Consider the following 21040-nt stretch of genomic DNA (forward strand, 5'->3'; position numbering starts at 1 on the left):
GGTTCAGATGTTCACCACATCAAGGAAACGGGGCGCAGCGGTTTCGTCGATCTTGAGGCTGGTGAAGTCGAACAGGTTGCGGTCGGCCAACTGCGACGGCGCTACGTTCTGCATCGCACGGAAGATGCTCTCGGTACGGCCTGGGTGCTTGCGCTCCCACTCCACCAGCATGTCCTTGACCACCTGGCGCTGCAGGTTCTCCTGCGAACCGCACAGGTTGCACGGGATGATCGGGAATTCCTTCATGTCGGAGTAGGCCTGGATATCCTTCTCGCTGCAGTAGGCCAGCGGGCGGATGACCACGTTGCGGCCGTCATCGGCGCGCAGCTTCGGCGGCATGCCCTTGAGGGCGCCGTTGAAGAACATGTTGAGGAAAAACGTCTCGACGATGTCGTCGCGGTGGTGACCGAGCGCCATCTTGGTTGCGCCGATTTCATCGGCGAAGGTGTACAGGGTGCCACGGCGCAGGCGCGAGCACAGCGAACAGGTGGTTTTGCCCTCCGGCACCAACTCCTTGACCACCGAGTACGTATCCTTCTCGACGATGTGGTACTCGACGCCCAGCGCCTTCAGGTACGCAGGTAACACGTGTTCAGGGAAGCCTGGCTGCTTCTGGTCCATGTTCACCGCGACGATCTCGAACTGGATCGGCGCCACCTTCTGCAGGTGCAACAGAACGTCGAGCATGGTGTAGCTGTCCTTGCCGCCGGACAGGCAGACCATGACCTTGTCACCATCTTCGATCATGTTGTAGTCGGTGATGGCTTCGCCGGCAAGACGACGCAGGCGTTTTTGCAGTTTGTTCTGGTTGACCGAGAGGGTGCCCATAGCGCTTGAATCCGCGAGGTGTGACAAAAGCCGGCTATTTTACGCACAAATGCGCCAGCACTGTAGGCATTCCGACAAAGACTTCACGGTAATCAGCAGCAGGCGTGCGAGTGCGATTTGCTCTAAAGGTGCTGCCTTGATCGAGTCACCGCTTCCTATACTGCGTGATAGGGCCAACGTCCCGCTCGCTCGGTGTTCAGGCCCCGGGCCGCTGCGCTCCATAGAGGGCGACTGGCAACATTCAGAGGAGTGACCGGCATGATTCATCACGTCGTTGGGCTATTTACCCACCCCGACCGGGAATGGCGGGAAATCCGTGGCGAAGACGAAACCATCAGCCACATGTACCTGACCCATACCTTGATACTGGCGGCGATACCCGCCCTTTCGGCATTTATTGGCACTACCCAGGTTGGCTGGGTGATCGGCGACCGGCCAGCGGTGATGCTGACCCTGCAAAGCGCACTCTGGATGAGCATCATGTCCTATGTCGCCATGCTCGCCGGGGTGGCGGTGATGGCGGCCTTTATCCACTGGATGGCACGTACCTACGATGCCAATCCGTCCATGGCCCAGTGCACGGCCTTTGCCACCTACACCGCCACCCCACTGTTCATTGCCGGCTTGGCGGCGCTCTACCCACACCTATGGCTGGGCATGCTGGTGGGCACAGCGGCTATCTGCTACACGGTGTATCTACTGTACGTGGGCCTGCCGACCTTCATGAACATCCCGCAGGATGAAGGTTTTCTGTTTTCCAGCTCCGTCCTGGCGGTAGGGCTGGTGGTGCTGGTGGCGATCATGGCGGCCACTGTCATCATCTGGGGCTTGGGTGTAGGGCCTGTCTATACCAACTAGAGCGGGTGTCAGCGCGCTGCCCGGCCCCCCCAAAGGCCTCGGGGCGCGCTGACAGGTGGCTCGGCGGCCTCCCCGCGGTTGCGGCATAATGACGGGCCAGGAGAACCATTGCGCCATGCCCGAGCTGCTTATCCAACGCGTCGAAACCTGTTACCAGCAAGCGGAAACCTTCTTCAAACGCCCCTTCCTCCGCCCGGAAGTGAACTTCAAACTGCGCGGGCAAAAAGCCGGGGTCGCCCACCTTCACGAGAACAAACTGCGCTTCAACCTGCAGCTGTACCGAGAAAACCAGGAAGATTTTCTACGCCAGACGGTGGCGCACGAGGTCGCGCACCTGGTGGCCCACCAATTGTTCGGCGACAGCATTCAGGCTCATGGCCAGGAGTGGCAGTTGATCATGCGCGGCGTGTACGAACTGCCGCCCAGCCGCTGCCACAATTATGCAATCGAGCGCCGCCTGGCGACCCGGTACATCTACCGCTGCCCATGCCCGCAGAGTGATTTCCCGTTCACGGCCCAGCGGCACACGCTGGTTCGCCAGGGGCGGCGCTACTTGTGCAAACGGTGCCGGGGGATATTGGTGTATAGCGGTGAAACGCGGCTGGAATAGAGAGGTCGTGCGCTAGCTGGCACGCCAGCCGCCCAGGCACGAAAAAGGTGGCACCGAGGCCACCTTCCTGTACCCGCCTGCGCCTTACTTCTCGACGAAGGCGCGCTCGATCAGGTAATCACCTGGCTCACGCATGCGCGGGGAAATCTTCAGGCCGAAGCTGTCCAGCACTTCGCTGGTCTCGTCGAGCATGCTGGGGCTGCCACAGATCATGGCACGATCGTCCTGCGGGTTGATCGGCGGCAGGCCGATGTCGCTGAACAGCTTACCGCTGCGCATCAGGTCGGTCAGCCGGCCCTGGTTCTCGAACGGCTCGCGGGTAACGGTGGGGTAGTAAATCAGTTTTTCGCGTACCGCTTCACCGAAGAACTCGTTCTGTGGCAGGTGTTCGGTGATGAACTCACGGTAGGCCACCTCGTTCACGTAGCGCACGCCGTGTACCAGGATCACCTTTTCGAAACGCTCGTAGGTTTCCGGGTCCTGGATGACGCTCATGAAAGGCGCAAGGCCGGTGCCGGTACTGAGCAGGTACAGGTGCTTGCCCGGGTTCAGGTCATCGAGTACCAACGTACCGGTAGGCTTTTTGCTGATGATGATTTCATCGCCTTCCTTCAGGTGCTGAAGCTGGGAGGTCAGTGGACCATCCGGCACCTTGATGCTGAAGAATTCCAGGTGCTCTTCCCAGTTCGGCGAGGCGATGGAGTAGGCGCGCATGAGCGGGCGGCCGCTGTCTTGTTGCAGGCCGATCATCACGAACTGACCGTTCTCGAAGCGCAGGCCCGGGTCACGGGTGCACTTGAAGCTGAACAGGGTGTCGTTCCAGTGGTGCACACTGAGGACACGTTCGTGGTTCATGTTGCTCATCTAAAGGGGCTCCTGAAAAAAGACGCGGCGCAGAGGGCGCGTAGTTGCGCGATAGTTTAGGGGCAGCGACAATATCTGTTAACTGAATTATCAAGATATGTGTTATCGGTTATATCGATATGCGATTTACACTTCGTCAACTTCAGGTCTTCGTGGCCGTCGCCCAGCACCAGAGCGTGTCGCGAGCAGCCAGCCTGCTTGCGCTGTCGCAGTCTGCTGCCAGCACTTCCATCACCGAACTCGAGCGCCAGTGCAGCTGCCAGCTGTTCGACCGCGCGGGCAAGCGCCTGAGCCTCAATGCGCTGGGGCACCAGTTACTGCCTCAGGCTGTCGCCCTGCTTGACCAGGCCAAGGAAATCGAAGACCTGCTCAATGGGAAGTCCGGCTTCGGCTCGCTGGCCGTGGGCGCCACGCTGACCATTGGCAACTACCTGGCCACCTTGCTGATCGGCAGCTTCATGCAACTTCACCCGGAAAGCCAGGTGAAGCTGCACGTGCAAAACACTGCGCATATCGTGCAACAGGTTGCTCACCATGAAATTGACCTGGGTCTGATCGAAGGCGATTGCAACCATCCAGACCTTGAGGTCCAGCCCTGGGTGGAGGATGAGCTGGTGGTGTTCTGCGCGCCGCAGCATCCGCTGGCCAAACAGGGCCGTGCCGATGTACAGACGCTGGCCGGGGAGGCCTGGATTCTGCGCGAACAGGGTTCAGGCACGCGCCTGACGTTCGATCAGGCGATGCGACACCACCGCTCTCACCTGGATATCCGCCTTGAGCTGGAGCATACCGAGGCCATCAAGCGTGCGGTGGAGTCTGGCCTGGGCATCGGCTGCATCTCGCGCCTGGCGCTGCGCGATGCATTCCGCCGGGGCAGCCTGGTTGCCGTGGAAACCCCGGAGCTGGACCTGATGCGCCAGTTCTACTTCATCTGGCACAAGCAGAAATACCAGACATCGGCCATGCGCGAGTTCCTGCAGCTGTGCCGCAACTTCACTGCCGGCGTCACCCGCAGTGATGAAATCGTGTTGCCGCCTATCGCCTAGAGCAGGATCACGCCCCACACCAGCGCCACCATGCTGAGCGACACGAACTGCGCAGCGCTGCCCATGTCCTTGGCATTTTTCGACAGCGGGTGGCGCTCGAGTGAAATGCGGTCGATGGCTGCCTCTACCGCCGAGTTGAACAGCTCCACGATCAAGCCCAACAAGCAGACAGCGATCATGATCGCCCGCTCGGCACGGCTGACCGGCAGCCAGAAGGCGATGGGGATCAGCAGCACGTTGAGCAGTACCAGCTGACGAAATGCCGCTTCGCCCTTGAATGCGGCGCGCAGCCCGTCCAGCGAATAGCCAGCAGCATTCAGGATACGTTTAAGGCCGGTCTGGCCCTTGAAGGGTGATGGAGTCATGAGGGTCGCTTAACAACGAAAAGGCCAGCAGACTAGACCGGCATGGGTCAAAAAAGCGTGAAGCCACGCGCAGTCAGGTGCTGGCAACCGATTCAAGTTGTTGCAGCAACAGCGCGGCCTGGGTGCGCGTACGCACGCCCAGCTTGCGGAAGATGGCCGTGACATGGGCCTTGATGGTGGCTTCGGATACGCTCAGTTCGTAAGCGATCTGCTTGTTCAGCAGGCCTTCGCACACCATCGTCAGCACCCGGAACTGCTGCGGCGTCAGGCTCGCCAGGCCTGCACTGGCGGCCTTGGCCTCGGCCGGCACATCAACCTTCTCGAACGCCTGGGGCGGCCACCATACTTCACCGTCCAGCACCTTGCGCACGGCGTCCTGGATCACCTCCAGGGTACTTGACTTGGGGATGAACCCGCTGGCGCCGAATTCGCGAGACTTGACCACCACGGCGGCCTCTTCCTGCGCAGAGACCATCACCACAGGTATCTGCGGGTACTGCCCGCGCAGCAGCACCAGCCCGGAGAAACCATAGGCGCCTGGCATGTTGAGGTCCAATAGCACCAAGTCCCAATCTGCTTTTTCGCTCAGGCGGGTTTCCAGCTCGGCGATGCTGGCAACCTCTACCAGGCGAACGTCCGGGCCCAGGCCAAGCGTTACGGCTTGGCGCAAGGCACCGCGGAACAGCGGGTGGTCATCGGCAATCAGGATTTCGTACGTGGCCATCGATCTAGTGATCCTGTTCTATACCCGGCGCCCGGTCTCAAACGGGGCTGCCCGGCGGGGAATCGGCGCCAAGGATGCCGAGCGCGGCCCAGGAAGGCAAGCCAGCCGCCCTGCCGTCTCGCCTGTCCTGGCTGCCCGGCCCCATCATTATGAACCAAAGCCCGGGGCATGCCCCTTGGACTATAGAAAGGTATGCAAACGGCGATGGGTGTCATCCTGTTCGTCCAGCGGCACCCGCCGCTTGCCGCTGAGGTAATGCAGGCTGAAGACATCCAGGTAGGCATCCAGCGCCTGGGAGGCTACCGCGTCCCCGGCCAGGTCCAGGCACATGGCCGCAACCTCGGCGGTACAGAAGTGGTCATCACGCCGGGAACGGCGCAAGCGGTAGCGTGACATCTGCTCGGCCTGCAGGCTCAGCACCGGAAAGCGGTTCAGGTACGGGCTTTTGCGGAACATCTTGCGCGCCTCGGTCCAGGTGGCATCCAGCAGGATGAACAGCGGGCGCTTGCCGGGCTCGCGCACCACTTCATTGACCACACGTTGTTCAGCAACGAATTCACCGGGAAAGACGATATAGGGCTGCCACTGCGGGTCGTCCAGCAATGCCAGCAAGCCCTCGTCGACCGAGGTGCGGAGCCAGCCAAAGGCGGAAGTGTCCTCGATCAGGTCGGCAATCAGCCAGCCAGTGTTGGTGGGCTTCAATGGCTCGGTGTCATGCATCAACAGGCAAATCCCTGACTCGGCTTGCACCTTGGGCTTCCAGGCACACAGGCAGTGCGTGGCGATTACCCGGCAATCGGGGCAGCGTTGCGCCCGTGATCCACGGGCAACGAAGGGCTTGTTACTGCGGGCCAGGCGTTCGGCACGCAGGCGCGCTACCGCGTGGCTCATGCCGGCAGGCCTCCAGGCAGGTTGAAAATAGGCACGGTAATAGCTCGAGCAAAAACGGCGTGCAGTTTAACAGAAGCGCCACCCATTGCTGTGCAGCGGGCGACGCGCCCCCTATAATCGCCGCTTTATGCCAGGCACAGGCGCCGTGCGGTGCTCACGGAACGCCGCAGATGCATGCATGTCCAAGCGCCAGTCACCGAACAGGAGAGATTCATGCTGCGCCTCATCGCCCCCGCCCTGAGCCTGATGCTCGCCCTGCCCCTGGCAGCCCAGGCGGCTTCCAAGCAGGACTACGACCTCAACAAGATGCTGCAGAAGGTCGCCAAGGAAAGCAGCGTCGGCACGCCCCGCGCCATCAATGAAGACATTCTCGACCAAGGCTACACCGTTGAAGGCAAGGCCTTGATCAACCACCTGAGCGTGCGTGGCGAGCATGCTGCGCGCATGCAAGCCAACCCCGAGCAGGTTCGCAGCCAATTGGGCGACAGCGTGTGCCGCAACAGCGGGTTCCGCAACCTGATGTCCAAGGGTGCCGTGATGGTCTACCGCTTTACCGTGTACAAGACCAACCAGCCTGTGATGGATCAAGCCTTCGACAGCGCCAGCTGTGTAGCAGGCAACAAGAAGAAGTAATGGCCGCATTGGCCGGTTGCCTGGGCGCCACGGCGCCCATTGCCGGCTGACCGGCAGCCATTGCGGCTGGGCATGATGCCGCGCAACCGGCTAGATTGAGAGGGTGCAGAAGGAGAAGTTGCATGCCTTATCAATCGAATGAACTGCTTTCCGGCCATTTCCGCGACAACAACATCGATCTCAGCCACATCGACGCACAGTTGCAACTCGTGGCACCCACCAGCCCCAACCTGCCGCTGTACCGCGAGATGATGCTGACCGTTCTGCGCATGGCTCATGACGATGCCGACCGCTGGAGCGCCAAGATCACAGCGCAGGCACTGCGTGAACTTGACCAGTCTTTCCGTGCCCTGCAGCGGTACAAGGGCCGCCGCAAAGTCACCGTATTCGGCTCGGCGCGCACGCCACTGCAGCACCCGATGTACGCTATCGCCCGCGAACTGGGCGCCACCCTTGCACGCTCGGACCTGATGGTAATCACTGGTGCCGGTGGCGGCATCATGGCCGCAGCGCACGAGGGTGCCGGCAGCGATCACAGCCTCGGTTTCAACATCACCCTGCCCTTCGAGCAACATGCCAATGCCACGGTGGATGGCACGGACAAATTGCTACCTTTCCACTTCTTTTTCATCCGCAAGCTGTTCTTCGTCAAGGAGGCCGATGCGCTGGTGCTCTGCCCTGGCGGCTTTGGCACACTGGACGAAGCGCTTGAGGTGCTGACCTTGATCCAGACTGGCAAAAGCCCGCTGGTACCCGTGGTACTACTGGACTCACCCGACGGCACCTTCTGGCGCGATTGCCTGGCTTTCATCCGCAATCAACTCGAAGAAAACCGCTACATCCTGCCCGGCGACCTGAAGCTGGTCCGCCTGGTGCATACAGCTGATGAGGCGGTGGAGGAAATCAACCAGTTCTACCGCAATTACCATTCAAGCCGTTGGTTGAAGAGCCAGTTCGTGATTCGTATGCAACACGCGCTGAGTGCCGCCGCACTCCAGGACATACGGGAAACCTTCGCGGACTTGTGCATGAACGGGGAATTTGAACAGCAGCCCGACAGCAGCGCCGAACATGAAACGGCCGACTACGGGCACCTCACCCGCCTGTCCTTCGCCTTTACCGGTCGCGACCAGGGTCGGTTAAGAGAGCTGGTGAACTTCATCAACCTGCCGGAGAACTGGCTGATATAACACGTCAGTCGTCCAAATCGCGCCCGCTGAGCAAGCGACCGATCATATCAAGAGGGAAGCCGCGGTAGGCCAGAAAGCGTGTTTGCTGCGCACGACCGCGCGGGTCCTGCGGGCGCTGGCCGGCGAATTTGCGCTGCCAGACATCCCGCAAGCGCTCCCCCCAATCCACTTCGCTTTCACGCAGTGCCTGCTCGATATCAGTTCGAGCCAACCCACGTTGACCAAGTTCTTCGCGAATGCGCGCCGGGCCATAACCAGAGCCTGAACGGTATCTGATGAAGCTTTCCAGGTACCGGGCTTCGCTTAGCAGCCCTTCATCGCAAAGCCGATCAAGCTCAGGCTCGATCAGCTCGTCCATTGCACCACGCTGGCGCAACTTGCGTGTCAGTTCAACGCGACCGTGCTCACGTCGCGCGAGCAGGTCCATGGCAGCCCGCCGAATGGCGACAGGGGTGTCGAGTACGGCGGGCATAATTTAGCAACGACCGCGCGATCAATAACCAGCGTCGGCGTCAGCCATGTCGTCGGCGTCAGCTTTTGCGGCTGCAGCTTTGCCAGCCGCAGCTGCGGCGGCAGCGGCGCCTGCGGTGAGCAATTTGTCGCGAACCTGCTTCTCGATCTCGTTGCCGATGGCTGGGTTTTCTTGCAAGTACTTGGCGGCGTTGGCCTTGCCCTGACCGATTTTATTGCCCTGATAGCTGTACCAGGCACCCGACTTTTCGACCAACCCTTGGGATACGCCCAGATCGATGATCTCGCCGTTACGGTAAATACCCTTACCGTAAAGAATTTGGAACTCAGCCTGGCGGAACGGCGGCGAAACCTTGTTCTTCACCACTTTGACGCGAGTTTCGCTACCCACCACTTCATCGCCTTCCTTGACCGCGCCAGTACGGCGGATGTCCAGACGCACCGATGCGTAAAACTTCAGGGCGTTACCACCGGTGGTGGTTTCCGGGCTGCCGAACATGACGCCGATCTTCATCCGGATCTGGTTAATGAAGATCACCAGGCAGTTGGCGTTCTTGATGTTACCGGTGATCTTGCGCAAGGCCTGGGACATCAGGCGAGCCTGCAGGCCCACGTGCATGTCACCCATTTCGCCTTCGATTTCCGCCTTCGGCACCAGCGCAGCTACGGAGTCGACGATGATCACGTCAACCGCGTTGGAGCGCACCAGCATGTCGGTGATTTCCAGGGCCTGCTCGCCGGTGTCTGGCTGCGAGACCAGCAGGTCGTCGACATTGACGCCCAGCTTGCCGGCGTATTCCGGGTCCAGGGCGTGCTCGGCGTCGACGAACGCGCACGTGGCGCCGCTTTTCTGGGCTTCGGCGATGACCGACAGCGTCAGCGTGGTTTTACCCGACGACTCCGGGCCGTAGATTTCGACGATACGGCCTTTTGGCAAACCGCCGATGCCCAACGCAATGTCCAGCCCCAGGGAGCCGGTGGAAATGGCGGGGATGGCCTGGCGCTCGTGGTCGCCCATGCGCATGACCGCGCCCTTGCCGAATTGGCGTTCGATTTGACCCAGGGCCGCAGCCAAGGCGCGCTTCTTGTTGTCGTCCATTGAAATCCTCACGTGTTCGACTTGGCCCTGACGGCCGGGATACCTGTATAAGTAGCCAGTATTATTCCACAGGCCAGCGCCTACGCAAACCCCTGTCGTCGATTTACCGCGGGGCAAGCTGTAACAAGCCTTCTAAAGCGGCGATCACAGTCTGCCGGCGCACCGCCTCGCGGTCGCCGTCGAACTGGCGGCGTATGCTGACCACGCGGCTGCCATCGCCCCAGGCCAGCCATACGGTACCCACCGGCTTGGCGGGCGAACCACCGCCAGGGCCGGCCACCCCACTGACCGCAACGGCAAAACGTGCGCCACTGGCGGCTTGCGCCCCGCGCACCATGGCTTCGACCACCTCCTGGCTCACCGCCCCGACCTGCCCGAACAACTGCTCAGGCACGCCCAACTGCCGGGTTTTCTGCGCATTGGAATAGGTCACGTAACCGGCCTCGAACCATGCCGAGCTGCCGGCGATGCGGGTGATGGCCTCGGCGATACCGCCGCCGGTGCAGGATTCGGCAGTACTCACCTGCGCACCAGTGCGCTGCAGGTGTTCGCCCAGTTGGGTGGCGAGCGTGGTGATCGGGTCCATGACAGGCTCCTGAAAGAGTGGGCGCTACCCTACCATCCTGGTAGAGCCACTGGCCGGTCAAACGTTCAGGCTTTCCCGCGCAATCTTGCTGATGACGCGCTCATCCCTGCGCTTGAGCCGCGGCAGCCCTGCAGGCCAGCCATTGGTCCAGTCGAGGCCGCCGAGCATGCGCATGTCGTCGATCGCCGAGCGCCACCACACCACCTTGCAGGCCTGCAAATACTCATCACCACTGATCGCACTGCCGTAAAGCAGCTTGCGGGCAACGCCACGCAGTTCACGAGGCACGCGCAGCAGGCTCAGCTTCACACCAACGCGCATCAGCCACGAGGGCAGCGGGCGGTACGCTGGCACCTGCAGCGCCAAGGCCGGCATGTCGGCATGAAAGCCCTCGCCATGGCGGGCAAAGAACACGTCCTGGATGGCATGAAGGTACGGTTTCATGGCGTAGTAATGGCTGATCAAACCCCGTGCCTGATTGATGCGCGCGCCATAAATTTCAAACGAAAAGGCAATCTGCTCGATGGTCAGCAGCTCACGGCTGTAGGCGGCCCAGTCGTCGATCCGGGCGATCGCCCGCTGGGCAACGGCTGCGTTTTCATGCGCAAGGCCCAGTACCCCACTGTTGCACAGCTGCAGGTCGTCGGGTGGCAACTGGCCTGTCGCCGCCAACCCGCGGGCGAGGGCGCGGTAATGGCGCTTGCGCGAGGCTTTAGCCCAGCTCGACTCCACTTCGTCGATCAGGAACTGGTCGGCACCCACCTGTTCGAAGAGCCGCTGCACAGGTTGCAGAAACACCGTATCGGTGTCGATGAAAATGGTTTTTTGTGCCCATTGGCAAGCTTGGGCAATGGCGCAGGCCTTGCGCCGATGGGTGTAACTGCCATCGGGCGCCCAGGCTTGAAGGGTCTGCGTGTCCAGCCTGACCACTTCCACGGGCCACCCGGCAAATGCCTGGGGCTCGTCGGTAAGCACACGGATAACGGGGCACTGGCCGGGCTCACAGCGCGCCAAGGCGCTGAGAATGCTGAACTTGGCCTCTAACTGATAGGTACGACGCTTGCCGTACAGAAGGTAGATAAGTTGCTGGTCTACAAAAGAAACGCGCGTGGAGACATTCATGCAAATAGCGGCTTGGGTCTTCATCGGGGCTCGCCATTCTAAAGCTTGATGTGGCCTGGCTCCACCCCCGAGCGCCAACTGCGCCGATTTGCCCACTTGCGGGCGCCTGCATGGCAAGCAAAAAGGCTGTACCATTGCGGGTTTACCATCGCCAACCAGATCACCCGCTGTAAGGCCCCGAATGTCTGATCTTTCCGCACACACCCCGATGATGCAGCAGTACTGGAAGCTGAAGAACCAGCACCCGGACCAGCTGATGTTCTACCGCATGGGCGACTTCTACGAGATCTTCTACGAAGATGCGAAAAAGGCCGCCAGCCTGCTGGACATCACCCTGACCGCCCGCGGTCAGTCAGCCGGCCAGTCCATCCCCATGTGCGGCGTGCCGTTCCATTCGCTGGAAGGCTACCTGGCCAAGCTGGTGAAGCTGGGCGAGTCGGTGGTGATCTGCGAACAGATCGGCGACCCGGCCACCAGCAAAGGGCCGGTCGAGCGCCAGGTGGTGCGGATCATCACGCCCGGCACAGTCAGCGACGAAGCGCTGCTGGACGAGCGGCGCGACAACCTGATTGCCGCGCTGCTGGGCGATGACCGCCTGTTCGGCCTGGCTGTGCTGGACATCACCAGTGGCAATTTCAGCGTTCAGGAGCTCAAGGGCTGGGAAAACCTGCTGGCCGAACTGGAACGCCTGAACCCGGTGGAACTGTTGATCCCGGACGACTGGCCGCGCGACCTGCCCGCCGAAAAGCGCCCGGGGGCTCGCCGCCGTGCGCCCTGGGACTTCGACCGCGACTCCGCGCGCAAGGCGCTGTGCCAGCAATTTGCGACCAAGGACCTCAAGGGCTTTGGCTGCGACAAGCTGACCCTGGCCATCGGCGCCGCTGGCTGCCTGCTGACCTACGCCAAGGAAACCCAGCGGACCGCCTTGCCGCACCTGCGCAGCCTGCGCCATGAACGCCTGGACGACACCGTGATCCTCGACGGTGCCAGCCGCCGCAACCTGGAGCTGGACATCAACCTGGCGGGTGGGCGTGACAATACCCTGCAATCGGTGATCGACCGTTGCCAGACCGCCATGGCCAGCCGCCTGCTGAGCCGCTGGCTGAACCGGCCGCTGCGCGACCTCAAGGTGCTGCAGGCCCGGCAGGATTCGATCCGATGCCTGCTCGACGGCTACCGGTTCGAAAAACTGCAACCGCAGTTGAAGGAAATCGGCGACATCGAACGTATTCTGGCGCGCATCGGCCTGCGTAACGCACGTCCCCGCGATCTCGCCCGCCTGCGAGATGCCTTGGGCGCACTGCCCGAACTGCAGAACGCCATGGCCGAACTGGAAGCCCCTCACCTGGCGCGTCTGGCTGCCATTACCGGCACCTACCCGGAGCTTGCCAGCCTGCTGGAACGGGCGATCGTGGACAACCCACCTGCGGTCATCCGTGATGGCGGTGTGCTCAAGGCTGGCTATGACAACGAGCTGGATGACCTGCTGGCGATCAGCGAAAACGCCGGTCAGTTTCTCATCGACCTGGAAGCCCGTGAAAAAGCCCGTACTGGCCTGGCCAACCTCAAGGTCGGCTACAACCGCGTGCACGGTTACTTCATCGAGTTGCCCACCAAGCAGGCAGAACAAGCGCCGGGCGACTATATCCGCCGCCAGACGCTGAAAGGCGCCGAACGGTTCATCACCCCCGAGCTGAAAGCATTCGAGGACAAGGCGCTGTCGGCCAAGAGCCGGGCCCTGGCCCGCGAAAAGATGCTCTACGACGCCCTGCTGGAAACCCTCATCAGCCACCTGGCGCCGCTGCAGGACAGCGCCGCAGCCCTGGCCGAACTGGATGTGCTCAGCAACCTGGCCGAGCGCGCGTTGAACCTGGACCTGAACTGCCCACGCTTCGTCGACCACCCTTGCCTGCGCATCGAGCAGGGCCGTCACCCGGTGGTCGAGCAGGTGCTCACCACCCCGTTCGTGGCCAACGACCTGGGCCTGGACGACAACACACGCATGCTGGTGATCACCGGGCCGAACATGGGCGGTAAATCCACCTACATGCGCCAGACCGCGCTGATCGTGCTGCTGGCCCACATCGGCAGCTTTGTACCGGCAGCCAGCTGCGAACTGTCGCCGGTAGACCGGATCTTCACCCGCATCGGCTCCAGCGATGACCTGGCTGGCGGGCGCTCCACGTTCATGGTGGAGATGAGCGAAACGGCCAACATCCTGCATAACGCTACAGACCGCAGCCTGGTGCTGATGGACGAAGTCGGCCGCGGTACCAGCACGTTTGACGGCCTGTCGCTGGCCTGGGCAGCGGCCGAGCGCCTCGCGCGCCTGCGTGCCTATACCTTGTTCGCCACCCACTACTTCGAGCTGACGGTACTGCCCGACAGCGAGCCGCTGGTGGCCAACGTGCACCTTAACGCCACCGAGCACAATGAACGCATCGTGTTCCTGCACCATGTGCTGCCCGGGCCGGCCAGCCAGAGTTATGGCCTGGCGGTGGCGCAGTTGGCCGGGGTACCCACTGCTGTCATCCAGCGCGCACGGGAGCACCTGGCACGCCTGGAAACCAACAGCCTGCCCCATGAACCGCCTGCTGTGCCGGGTCCGAAGGGCGCGCCACAGGTGCCGCACCAGAGCGACCTGTTCGCCAGCCTGCCCCACCCAGCCATCGAGAAGCTGGGCAAGCTGCAGCTGGATGACATGACCCCGCGTCAAGCTATCGAAATGCTATATCAACTAAAGAACCTGTTATAACGGCGTCCACTACAAGCTGGTAGAATCCGCCGCGGTTTGCTGGTGCTGCAGGTTATTAGCCTGGCCTGCAGCCATGTACCCGTAAACCGCGCGGCCCCAAGAGGAAGGGCCGCCGCCGTCGCCTGAGGAGAGAATTAGAAATGACCTTCGTCGTCACCGACAACTGCATCAAATGCAAATACACCGACTGCGTGGAAGTCTGTCCGGTGGACTGCTTCTACGAAGGCCCGAACTTCCTGGTCATTCACCCGGACGAGTGCATCGATTGCGCCCTGTGCGAACCTGAATGCCCGGCGCAAGCCATCTTCTCGGAAGACGAAGTGCCTTCGGGCATGGAAAACTTCATTGAGCTGAATGCCGAGCTGGCAGAGATCTGGCCGAACATTACCGAGCGTAAGGACGCCCTGCCCGACGCAGAGGAATGGGATGGCAAGACCGGCAAAATTGCCGACCTGCAACGCTAAGCAGCAGCGCAATACAAAAAGGCCCTTGCAGGGCCTTTTTTGCTTTCTAGCGGGCAAAAAAAAGGGGCGGTTTGACCCGCCCACATTTTTTTCCGTAGTCCCTGCTTGTCCTGAACATCGTCCTGATGAAATCGCTTCTTGCGATGTCCCTGGCTTTCTTCCTGAAGGCCTGTGCATGTCCGTGTGCACAGTTCGAATACTAGCGATTCGGCTGAGGGAGGCAACCGGCAAAGCTCTCACAATGTTGCGTTGGATACATTTCCTCACAGGTAAAAACATCATACTTTTCAGCCACTTGTAAAAATAGACAGACTGAAAACGACAATGATTTACTCCCCCTCGCATACATGGCTTACGCGACGAGTAAGCAAACACTTACACGCCGAGCTGCAACCTGTAGGCGTTGAGTGACTCTGTTAGGGGTTGGGGAATATTCGAGTGATTACCTCACACACGAAAACGCCCCGGCATACCGGGGCGTTTCAGGGGTAAAGCAGCAGCTGCTTATCGAAACAACGACTCGCTGGACAAGCCGTTCTTCTCGAGGATTTCGCGCAGACGCTTCAGCCCTTCTACCTGGATCTGCCGAACGCGCTCACGGGTCAGGCCGATCTCCAGCCCGACATCTTCCAACGTGCTGCTCTCGTGGCCACGCAGGCCAAAACGACGCACTACTACCTCGCGTTGTTTATCAGTCAGTTCACCCAGCCACTGATCGATACTCTGGGACAGATCATCGTCCTGGAGCAGTTCGAAAGGATCGGTCGGGCGGTCGTCGGTGAGCGTATCGAGCAAGGTCTTGTCTGAGTCCGGCCCCAGCGAGACGTCGACTGACGATACCCGCTCGTTGAGACCAAGCATACGCTTGACCTCCGCAACGGGCTTTTCCAGCAGGGTAGCGATTTCTTCCGGCGAAGGCTCGTGATCCAGTTTCTGGGTGAGCTCACGGGCTGCACGCAAATAAACGTTCAACTCCTTGACCACGTGGATGGGCAAGCGGATGGTGCGGGTCTGGTTCATGATCGCCCGCTCGATGGTCTGGCGAATCCACCATGTGGCGTAGGTGGAAAAGCGGAAACCACGCTCCGGGTCAAATTTCTCAACGGCACGGATCAACCCCAGGTTGCCCTCCTCGATCAGATCGAGCAACGACAAGCCACGGTTCACGTAACGGCGGGCAATTTTCACAACCAGGCGCAGGTTGCTTTCGATCATGCGTTTGCGGCCAGCAGGGTCGCCTTTTTGCGACAACCGCGCAAAATGCACTTCCTCTTCCGGCGACAACAGGGGCGAGAAGCCGATCTCGTTGAGGTACAGCTGAGTGGCATCGAGCGCCCGGCTGTAATCGATGTACTTGTGTTGTTTGAGCGAAGGGCCCGACTTGGCCCTGGTCCGAACCGAGGATACAGCAGGTTCGTCTGACACCACATCCGTTTCCAAAACGATACCCGTCTCCATGAGGAGGACGTCATCGTCGATGTCAAACTCCGGCGCTTCTTTACTGAGAGCCATTGTTATAGTCCTTTGCTGAGTTCGAACTCAGACTCAAGCGGCACCTGTATCCCTGGCAGCGCTGGAGCCTGTCCCCTCTACGTCACGGGAAACAGGCCGGTACAACGGTCAACGACGTGGCAGGAACTGGAGAGGATCGACGGGCTTGCCCTGACGGCGAATCTCGAAATGCAGCTTCACCCTGTCTGTGCCTGTGGACCCCATTTCAGCAATCGACTGCCCTGCCTTGACCTGCTGCCCCTCCCGAACCAACAGCCTGCGGTTGTGACCGTAGGCACTGACGTAGGTATCGCTGTGTTTGATGATGATCAACTCGCCGTAGCCCCTTAAACCACTCCCGGCGTAGACCACTGTACCACCCGACGCAGCAAAAACAGGCTGTCCCAAATCACCAGCGATATCAATGCCTTTATTCAAACTACCGTTTGAAGCAAATTTTCCAATCAGCACCCCATTGGCCGGCCATGTCCAGCCACCCACCGCACGTTCTGCAGCGGGCACCGTAGCCACCACGGGGGCAGTGGTCGTAGTAACGGTTTTGGTAGTGCTGGCAGGGGCCGCCGGCGAGGTGCCCACCGGACGACGGGTCACGGTGGTGCGGCTGGAGGAAGACGGGCTGGCAACCACCGTTGTGCTGCCCGACGCACCCGTGCTGAAACGAATGGCCTGGCCGGGGCGTATGGTGTAGGGCGGTGCGATACCGTTGCGGGCGGCCAGCTCTTTGTAGTCCCAGCCATAGCGGAAAGCGATGGAAAACAGCGTATCACCCGGTTTGACCACGTATTGCCCGGACGTCACCGTGGGCCGTTTGGGCGCAGCGCTGTTGCGGTCGACCACCCGTGCGTTGTTGCTACCGCTGCTGGAGCACCCCACCAGCAGCGCGCCCAGGGCCATGGCGAGCACCACGAGCTTGAAAGCCGAGCTGTCCTTGCGCTGCCGAAAGACTGTGTGAACCACCCGCGCTCCCCTCATGGTGCCGAAATCTTCTTTGAACAAGAAATGCAATAGTATTGCAATTATAACGAAGCTCGCCGGCATTCCCAGGCAGATGCAACACGCTGCTGCAAAGGCCGATCATAGCCCGGCGCAACCTGTGCGTACCGCCTGATAGACAGGACGACGCGGCAAGAATTCGCTGCTGTTGTAAAAATAGCCCGCCGGTAAGGCCGGCGGTTCAGGCCACAGGCCCATTCAGCAACGGCACGAAACGCACCGCGCCCAGAACCCGGCGCGAGAAGCCATGTTCTTCACGCACGATCAGCATCAGCTGCTGAGCCTCGCCGGCAGGCCCTACAGGGATCACCATGCGCCCACCGGGTGCCAGCTGGTCCAGCAACGCCTGGGGCACTTCCGGCGCCACCGCCGTCACGATGATACCGTTGTAGGGCGCCAATGCCGGCCAGCCCTCACAACCATCGCCCCAGCGGAACACCACGTTGCGCAGGCTCAACTCAACCAGACGCTCCTTGGCGCGATCCTGCAGCACCTTGATGCGCTCAACCGAGAAAACCCGCTCCACCAGTTGCGCCAGCACGGCGGTCTGGTAGCCAGAGCCGGTGCCGATCTCCAGTACCTTGTCCAACGGCCCGGCTTCAAGCAGCAACTCGCTCATGTGCGCGACCATGAACGGTTGCGAGATGGTCTGGTTGTGCCCGATCGGTAGCGCGGTGTCTTCATAGGCCCGGTGGGCCAGGGCCTCGTCAACGAACAGGTGACGGGGCGTGCGACGGATGACATCCAGCACCTGGGTGTTCGATACACCCTCTTCGCACAGGCGCTGGATAAGCCGCTCCCGGGTGCGCTGGGAGGTCATGCCGATACCGCGCCGCAGCATATCGTCTTCGCGCATCAAAGCAGCCCCTCCAGCCAGCCATCGAGCTGCTCGAAGGCATCACTGAAGGTGCGGTCCAACTGCAGCGGCGTTATTGACACATACCCCTGCATGACCGCATGGAAGTCGGTACCCGGGCCGCCATCCTCGGCGTCACCGGCCACGGCGATCCAGTAGCCTTCCTTGCCACGCGGGTTGACCACCTTGGTAGGGGCCGCCGCCCGGGCCCGGTGCCCCAAGCGGGTCAGCTGGATGCCGCGGATGCGCTCCAGCGGCAGGTTGGGGATGTTGACGTTGAGCACGGTACGCGGTGGCAACACCAGGCGCGACTGTGCCTCTACCAAACGACGGGCGATGTGGGCGGCAGCCGGCAAATTGTCGGGCTGGCGAGACAGCAGCGAGAACGCCAGCGATGTGCCACCCAGGAAACGCCCCTCGAGCGCCGCTGCGACCGTGCCGGAGTACAGCACGTCATCGCCCAGGTTGGCGCCCAGGTTGATGCCTGACACCACCATGTCGGGCGCCTGCGGCAACAGGCCGTTGAGCCCCAGGTGCACACAGTCGGTGGGCGTGCCATTGAGGCTGATGAAGCCATTGGCCAGGGTCACGGGATGCAGCGGGCGGTCCAGCGTCAGCGAACTGCCGGCGCCGCTCTTGTCCTGGTCAGGGGCGATTACCGTGCACTCGGCGTAATCCGCCAGCGCAGCGTGCAGCGCGGCGATGCCGGGTGCAGTAACACCATCGTCGTTCGAAATCAGAATACGCATGGGCTGTCCGTCTGCCCTGCCGGCACCAGATCCACCACTTCGCGCACTACTACGGTGGCGAAGCATCCGGCCGGAAGGACGAATTCCAGTTGCAGGATATCAGGCTCGGGATAATGCCACGTCAGGCCGCCAATAGGGAGCCGCATGATGCGCCGTTCGTGATCCATGCCCGCCTGCGACAACCAGTGGCATAGTGCTGGCTGACGCGCGGCGATGGCATTTTCCAGGCCTGCGCAGGCGCCAGCAGCGGGTGACGCGCCTTCGCCCCACAACGGGCCGGTGGGATGCAGGTCGAGCACCGCCAGCCGTGGGTCACTGCATTCGGCCTCACCCGCCGGGAAGAAACTGCGGCTATCGGTGAAGGCCAGCAAATCGCCTACCTGCGCCTGGTCCCAGTTGCCTTGGGCCACGCGCGCAGCCAGCACCTGGTTGAACAGATAGCTGCGCCCGGCCGAGAGCAACCGCGAGCGCACGTTGCGCTGCTCGGGCAGGGCCTTGCGTGCCGCCCACTCGAGGGCATCCTGCACATTGCTACCGCCGTGACCGAAGCGCTGGGTACCGAAGTAGTTGGGCACCCCTTGCTGCTTGAGCAGCGCCAAACGCGCATCGATGGCCTGGTGATCTGCCTTGAGGGCCGTGAGGCGCAAGGTGAAACCGTTGGCGGAGTGGGCGCCACGCTGCAACTTGCGCTGGTGGCGCACCTGCTTGAGCACGCGCAGGCTGGCATCTTCGGCCCGCGACAGGTCCGGGTCGGCCTTGCCAGGCAAGTGCAGGCTGAACCACTGGCGGGTCAGCGCCTGGCGGTCCTTGAGCCCTGCGTAGCTGATAGCACGCGCTGGCACACCCGCAGCACGGGCCAGGCGGCGAGCGGCCTCCTCGGTGTTGAGGTCGCGCTTTTCCACCCATAGCCACAGGTGTTCGCCCTGCCCGGACAACGGAATATCCAGCACTTCATCCACCTGGAAGTCTTCAGCTACCGCCTTGAGTACGGCGCTGCCCAGGGGTTCGCCCGATGCGCGCGGGCCCAGCAGTTCCTGTTCGGTCATGCTGGCAGCAGCAGGGCAACCGAATGCACGGCAATCCCCTCCTCGCGGCCTGCGAAGCCCAGTTTTTCGGTGGTAGTGGCCTTGACGTTGACCTGATCGAGGCCAACCTGCAGGTCGTCGGCCAGCAGTTGGCGCATGGTGTCGATATGCGGCGCCATCTTGGGCGCCTGGGCGACGATGGTGGCATCCACGTTGCCCACCTTCCAGCCCTTGGCCTGGACCACACTCAGCACATGGCGCAGCAGCACACGGCTGTCCGCGCCCTTGAACTGCGGGTCAGTGTCGGGGAAGTGCTTGCCGATATCGCCCAGGGCCGCAGCCCCGAGCAGCGCATCGCTCACGGCGTGCAGCAGCACGTCGCCATCAGAGTGGGCCAGAAGGCCGTATTTGTGGGGGATACGCACCCCGCCCAGGGTAATGAAATCACCGTCGCAGAAACGGTGCACATCGTAGCCGTGGCCAATACGCATAGAAAAACGCCCTGAATGAGTCAGGGCGTGATTCTACCTGTATTTGCAGGCTAGCGCCCCAATGCCGCGGCGTGATGGCGCAGGTGGTCCTCGATGAAACTGGCAATGAAGTAATAACTGTGGTCATAGCCAGGTTGCAGGCGCAAGGTCAGGTCGTGACCGCCTTTGCGCGCAGCCTGCTCGAGTGCTTCAGGCTTGAGCTGCTTTTCCAGGAAATCATCGCGGTCGCCCTGGTCCACCAGCAACGGTGGGCACTGCCCGGCCGGGGTTTCGGCCAGCAGCACGCTGGCGTCCCACTCGCGCCAGCGGGCGCGGTCTTCCCCCAGGTAGCGGCTGAACGCCTTCTCGCCCCACGGGCAATCCATGGGGTTGCTGATGGGTGAAAACGCCGATACCGCGCGGTAGCGCCCCGGGTTGCGCAAGGCGCACACCAGCGCGCCGTGCCCGCCCATGGAATGGCCACTGATGCTGCGCTCCCCCGACGCGGGGAAGTGTGCCTCGATCAGCGCGGGCAACTCCTGCACTACATAGTCATGCATGCGGTAGTGCTGGGCCCAGGGTTGCTGGGTAGCATTCAGGTAGAACCCGGCGCCCAGGCCGAAGTCCCAGGCACCGTCGGGGTCGCCCGGTACCTGCTCGCCACGCGGGCTGGTATCGGGCGCCACAATGATCAACCCGAGCTCCGCAGCCAGGCGTTGGGCACCGGCCTTCTGCATGAAGTTCTCGTCGGTGCAGGTCAGGCCGCTTAGCCAGTACAGCACCGGCAGCTTGGCGCCCTGCTCCGCTTGTGGCGGCAGGTACACAGCGAACACCATGTCGCAGCCCAGCACTTTGGAGTGATGCCGGTAACGCTTGTGCCAGCCGCCGAAGCTTTTCTGGCAGGAGATGTTGTCCAGGCTCATGGCAAA

General features: G+C 61.7%; 23 protein-coding genes. 7 read left to right on the forward strand and 16 right to left on the reverse strand.

The window, feature by feature from the left end; all coding sequences use genetic code 11:
- Positions 1 to 3: 3 nt before the first annotated feature.
- Positions 4 to 828 (reverse strand): tRNA 2-thiocytidine(32) synthetase TtcA, encoded by an 825-nt coding sequence (gene ttcA, locus APH25_RS09540; RefSeq protein ID WP_028635025.1) that lies wholly within the window; start codon positions 826 to 828, stop codon positions 4 to 6.
- Between the two features lie 258 nt (positions 829 to 1086).
- On the opposite strand from ttcA, the gene APH25_RS09545 reads away from it, so the two are divergent.
- Together APH25_RS09545 and APH25_RS09550 are read left to right on the forward strand one after the other, a co-directional pair.
- On the forward strand, positions 1087 to 1686 hold the full coding sequence (locus APH25_RS09545; RefSeq protein WP_028635024.1) for a Yip1 family protein: 600 nt from the start codon (positions 1087 to 1089) through the stop codon (positions 1684 to 1686).
- 88 nt (positions 1687 to 1774) lie between these two features.
- Positions 1775 to 2296: a SprT family zinc-dependent metalloprotease gene (locus APH25_RS09550; RefSeq protein ID WP_256217502.1), complete on the forward strand. Its 522-nt coding sequence runs from the start codon at positions 1775 to 1777 to the stop codon at positions 2294 to 2296.
- Positions 2297 to 2380: 84 nt separating this feature from the next.
- Here the strand turns inward: APH25_RS09550 and fpr are convergent, their stop codons facing one another.
- Complete coding sequence (gene fpr / locus APH25_RS09555) at positions 2381 to 3160, reverse strand: ferredoxin-NADP reductase (protein WP_028635022.1); 780 nt, start codon at positions 3158 to 3160, stop codon at positions 2381 to 2383.
- 119 nt (positions 3161 to 3279) lie between these two features.
- Here fpr and APH25_RS09560 point away from each other — a divergent pair, with 119 nt between their 5' ends.
- On the forward strand, positions 3280 to 4206 hold the full coding sequence (locus APH25_RS09560) for a LysR family transcriptional regulator (RefSeq protein ID WP_060481742.1): 927 nt from the start codon (positions 3280 to 3282) through the stop codon (positions 4204 to 4206).
- Here the strand turns inward: APH25_RS09560 and APH25_RS09565 are convergent.
- From APH25_RS09565 to APH25_RS09575, 3 genes are all read right to left on the reverse strand, one after another.
- Complete coding sequence (locus tag APH25_RS09565; protein WP_028635020.1) at positions 4203 to 4571, reverse strand: diacylglycerol kinase; 369 nt, start codon at positions 4569 to 4571, stop codon at positions 4203 to 4205. The two genes, APH25_RS09560 and APH25_RS09565, sit on opposite strands and share 4 nt — an antisense overlap.
- A gap of 73 nt (positions 4572 to 4644) precedes the next feature.
- Entirely contained in the window at positions 4645 to 5295 is a 651-nt protein-coding gene (gene erdR / locus APH25_RS09570; protein ID WP_028635019.1) for a response regulator transcription factor ErdR, read from the reverse strand.
- A gap of 180 nt (positions 5296 to 5475) precedes the next feature.
- On the reverse strand, positions 5476 to 6186 hold the full coding sequence (locus tag APH25_RS09575; protein WP_060481743.1) for a tRNA-uridine aminocarboxypropyltransferase: 711 nt from the start codon (positions 6184 to 6186) through the stop codon (positions 5476 to 5478).
- Positions 6187 to 6399: 213 nt separating this feature from the next.
- On the opposite strand from APH25_RS09575, the gene APH25_RS09580 reads away from it, so the two are divergent.
- Together APH25_RS09580 and APH25_RS09585 are read left to right on the forward strand one after the other, a co-directional pair.
- The gene (locus APH25_RS09580) at positions 6400 to 6819 is read left to right on the forward strand and encodes a quorum-sensing-regulated virulence factor family protein (protein WP_028635017.1); all 420 of its coding nucleotides are present in this window, start codon (positions 6400 to 6402) and stop codon (positions 6817 to 6819) included.
- Positions 6820 to 6941: 122 nt separating this feature from the next.
- On the forward strand, positions 6942 to 8009 hold the full coding sequence (locus APH25_RS09585; protein WP_060481744.1) for an LOG family protein: 1068 nt from the start codon (positions 6942 to 6944) through the stop codon (positions 8007 to 8009).
- Between the two features lie 4 nt (positions 8010 to 8013).
- Here APH25_RS09585 and recX read toward each other — a convergent pair whose 3' ends face one another.
- The 4 genes from recX to APH25_RS09605 all read right to left on the reverse strand — a co-directional run bounded on the left by recX (position 8014) and on the right by APH25_RS09605 (position 11287).
- Positions 8014 to 8481 carry a recombination regulator RecX gene (recX, locus tag APH25_RS09590; RefSeq protein ID WP_060481745.1) on the reverse strand — a complete coding sequence of 156 codons (468 nt, stop codon included), beginning with the start codon at positions 8479 to 8481 and terminating at the stop codon, positions 8014 to 8016.
- A 21-nt stretch (positions 8482 to 8502) separates the two neighbouring features.
- Positions 8503 to 9579 carry a recombinase RecA gene (gene recA, locus APH25_RS09595; RefSeq protein ID WP_028635015.1) on the reverse strand — a complete coding sequence of 359 codons (1077 nt, stop codon included), beginning with the start codon at positions 9577 to 9579 and terminating at the stop codon, positions 8503 to 8505.
- A 103-nt stretch (positions 9580 to 9682) separates the two neighbouring features.
- On the reverse strand, positions 9683 to 10165 hold the full coding sequence (locus APH25_RS09600) for a CinA family protein (protein WP_060481746.1): 483 nt from the start codon (positions 10163 to 10165) through the stop codon (positions 9683 to 9685).
- A 57-nt stretch (positions 10166 to 10222) separates the two neighbouring features.
- Positions 10223 to 11287, reverse strand: a complete 1065-nt coding sequence (locus APH25_RS09605) for a hypothetical protein (RefSeq protein ID WP_060481819.1) — start codon at positions 11285 to 11287, stop codon at positions 10223 to 10225.
- Between the two features lie 181 nt (positions 11288 to 11468).
- Here APH25_RS09605 and mutS point away from each other — a divergent pair, with 181 nt between their 5' ends.
- Both mutS and fdxA read left to right on the forward strand, forming a co-directional pair.
- Positions 11469 to 14042, forward strand: coding sequence for a DNA mismatch repair protein MutS (mutS, locus tag APH25_RS09610; RefSeq protein ID WP_060481747.1), 2574 nt, complete (start codon positions 11469 to 11471; stop codon positions 14040 to 14042).
- Between the two features lie 140 nt (positions 14043 to 14182).
- Positions 14183 to 14506, forward strand: a complete 324-nt coding sequence (gene fdxA, locus APH25_RS09615; RefSeq protein WP_060481748.1) for a ferredoxin FdxA — start codon at positions 14183 to 14185, stop codon at positions 14504 to 14506.
- 504 nt (positions 14507 to 15010) lie between these two features.
- Here the strand turns inward: fdxA and rpoS are convergent.
- The 7 genes from rpoS to fghA form a co-directional block, all read right to left on the reverse strand.
- Positions 15011 to 16018: an RNA polymerase sigma factor RpoS gene (gene rpoS, locus APH25_RS09620; RefSeq protein WP_028635010.1), complete on the reverse strand. Its 1008-nt coding sequence runs from the start codon at positions 16016 to 16018 to the stop codon at positions 15011 to 15013.
- A gap of 108 nt (positions 16019 to 16126) precedes the next feature.
- Positions 16127 to 16975, reverse strand: coding sequence for a peptidoglycan DD-metalloendopeptidase family protein (locus tag APH25_RS09625; protein ID WP_028635009.1), 849 nt, complete (start codon positions 16973 to 16975; stop codon positions 16127 to 16129).
- A gap of 217 nt (positions 16976 to 17192) precedes the next feature.
- The gene (locus APH25_RS09630; protein ID WP_161629595.1) at positions 17193 to 17831 is read right to left on the reverse strand and encodes a protein-L-isoaspartate(D-aspartate) O-methyltransferase; all 639 of its coding nucleotides are present in this window, start codon (positions 17829 to 17831) and stop codon (positions 17193 to 17195) included.
- Positions 17832 to 17866: 35 nt separating this feature from the next.
- Positions 17867 to 18616, reverse strand: a complete 750-nt coding sequence (surE, locus tag APH25_RS09635; RefSeq protein ID WP_028635007.1) for a 5'/3'-nucleotidase SurE — start codon at positions 18614 to 18616, stop codon at positions 17867 to 17869.
- Entirely contained in the window at positions 18604 to 19662 is a 1059-nt protein-coding gene (gene truD / locus APH25_RS09640) for a tRNA pseudouridine(13) synthase TruD (protein WP_060481749.1), read from the reverse strand. Before truD ends, surE begins: the two co-directional genes overlap by 13 nt.
- On the reverse strand, positions 19659 to 20132 hold the full coding sequence (gene ispF / locus APH25_RS09645; RefSeq protein WP_060481750.1) for a 2-C-methyl-D-erythritol 2,4-cyclodiphosphate synthase: 474 nt from the start codon (positions 20130 to 20132) through the stop codon (positions 19659 to 19661). Before ispF ends, truD begins: the two co-directional genes overlap by 4 nt.
- Before the next feature lie 50 nt (positions 20133 to 20182).
- Positions 20183 to 21034, reverse strand: a complete 852-nt coding sequence (gene fghA / locus APH25_RS09650) for an S-formylglutathione hydrolase (protein ID WP_060481751.1) — start codon at positions 21032 to 21034, stop codon at positions 20183 to 20185.
- Positions 21035 to 21040: the final 6 nt, after the last annotated feature.

The sequence above is a fragment of the Pseudomonas sp. NBRC 111119 genome, assembly GCF_001320125.1.
In the GTDB taxonomy this organism is placed as follows: Bacteria; Pseudomonadota; Gammaproteobacteria; order Pseudomonadales; family Pseudomonadaceae; genus Aquipseudomonas; species Aquipseudomonas parafulva.

Coding starts and splice junctions, on each gene's coding strand:
- APH25_RS09550 (WP_256217502.1), top strand. CDS start 1,775: ATGACGGGCCAGGAGAACCATTGCGCCATGCCCGAGCTGCTTATCCAA.
- fpr (WP_028635022.1), bottom strand. CDS start 3,160: ATGAGCAACATGAACCACGAACGTGTCCTCAGTGTGCACCACTGGAAC.
- APH25_RS09580 (WP_028635017.1), top strand. CDS start 6,400: ATGCTGCGCCTCATCGCCCCCGCCCTGAGCCTGATGCTCGCCCTGCCC.
- recA (WP_028635015.1), bottom strand. CDS start 9,579: ATGGACGACAACAAGAAGCGCGCCTTGGCTGCGGCCCTGGGTCAAATC.
- rpoS (WP_028635010.1), bottom strand. CDS start 16,018: ATGGCTCTCAGTAAAGAAGCGCCGGAGTTTGACATCGACGATGACGTC.
- mutS (WP_060481747.1), top strand. CDS start 11,469: ATGTCTGATCTTTCCGCACACACCCCGATGATGCAGCAGTACTGGAAG.
- surE (WP_028635007.1), bottom strand. CDS start 18,616: ATGCGTATTCTGATTTCGAACGACGATGGTGTTACTGCACCCGGCATC.
- erdR (WP_028635019.1), bottom strand. CDS start 5,295: ATGGCCACGTACGAAATCCTGATTGCCGATGACCACCCGCTGTTCCGC.
- APH25_RS09560 (WP_060481742.1), top strand. CDS start 3,280: ATGCGATTTACACTTCGTCAACTTCAGGTCTTCGTGGCCGTCGCCCAG.
- APH25_RS09545 (WP_028635024.1), top strand. CDS start 1,087: ATGATTCATCACGTCGTTGGGCTATTTACCCACCCCGACCGGGAATGG.
- fdxA (WP_060481748.1), top strand. CDS start 14,183: ATGACCTTCGTCGTCACCGACAACTGCATCAAATGCAAATACACCGAC.
- recX (WP_060481745.1), bottom strand. CDS start 8,481: ATGCCCGCCGTACTCGACACCCCTGTCGCCATTCGGCGGGCTGCCATG.
- APH25_RS09575 (WP_060481743.1), bottom strand. CDS start 6,186: ATGAGCCACGCGGTAGCGCGCCTGCGTGCCGAACGCCTGGCCCGCAGT.
- APH25_RS09630 (WP_161629595.1), bottom strand. CDS start 17,831: ATGACCTCCCAGCGCACCCGGGAGCGGCTTATCCAGCGCCTGTGCGAA.
- ttcA (WP_028635025.1), bottom strand. CDS start 828: ATGGGCACCCTCTCGGTCAACCAGAACAAACTGCAAAAACGCCTGCGT.
- APH25_RS09585 (WP_060481744.1), top strand. CDS start 6,942: ATGCCTTATCAATCGAATGAACTGCTTTCCGGCCATTTCCGCGACAAC.
- ispF (WP_060481750.1), bottom strand. CDS start 20,132: ATGCGTATTGGCCACGGCTACGATGTGCACCGTTTCTGCGACGGTGAT.
- truD (WP_060481749.1), bottom strand. CDS start 19,662: ATGACCGAACAGGAACTGCTGGGCCCGCGCGCATCGGGCGAACCCCTG.
- APH25_RS09565 (WP_028635020.1), bottom strand. CDS start 4,571: ATGACTCCATCACCCTTCAAGGGCCAGACCGGCCTTAAACGTATCCTG.
- fghA (WP_060481751.1), bottom strand. CDS start 21,034: ATGAGCCTGGACAACATCTCCTGCCAGAAAAGCTTCGGCGGCTGGCAC.
- APH25_RS09605 (WP_060481819.1), bottom strand. CDS start 11,287: ATGAATGTCTCCACGCGCGTTTCTTTTGTAGACCAGCAACTTATCTAC.
- APH25_RS09600 (WP_060481746.1), bottom strand. CDS start 10,165: ATGGACCCGATCACCACGCTCGCCACCCAACTGGGCGAACACCTGCAG.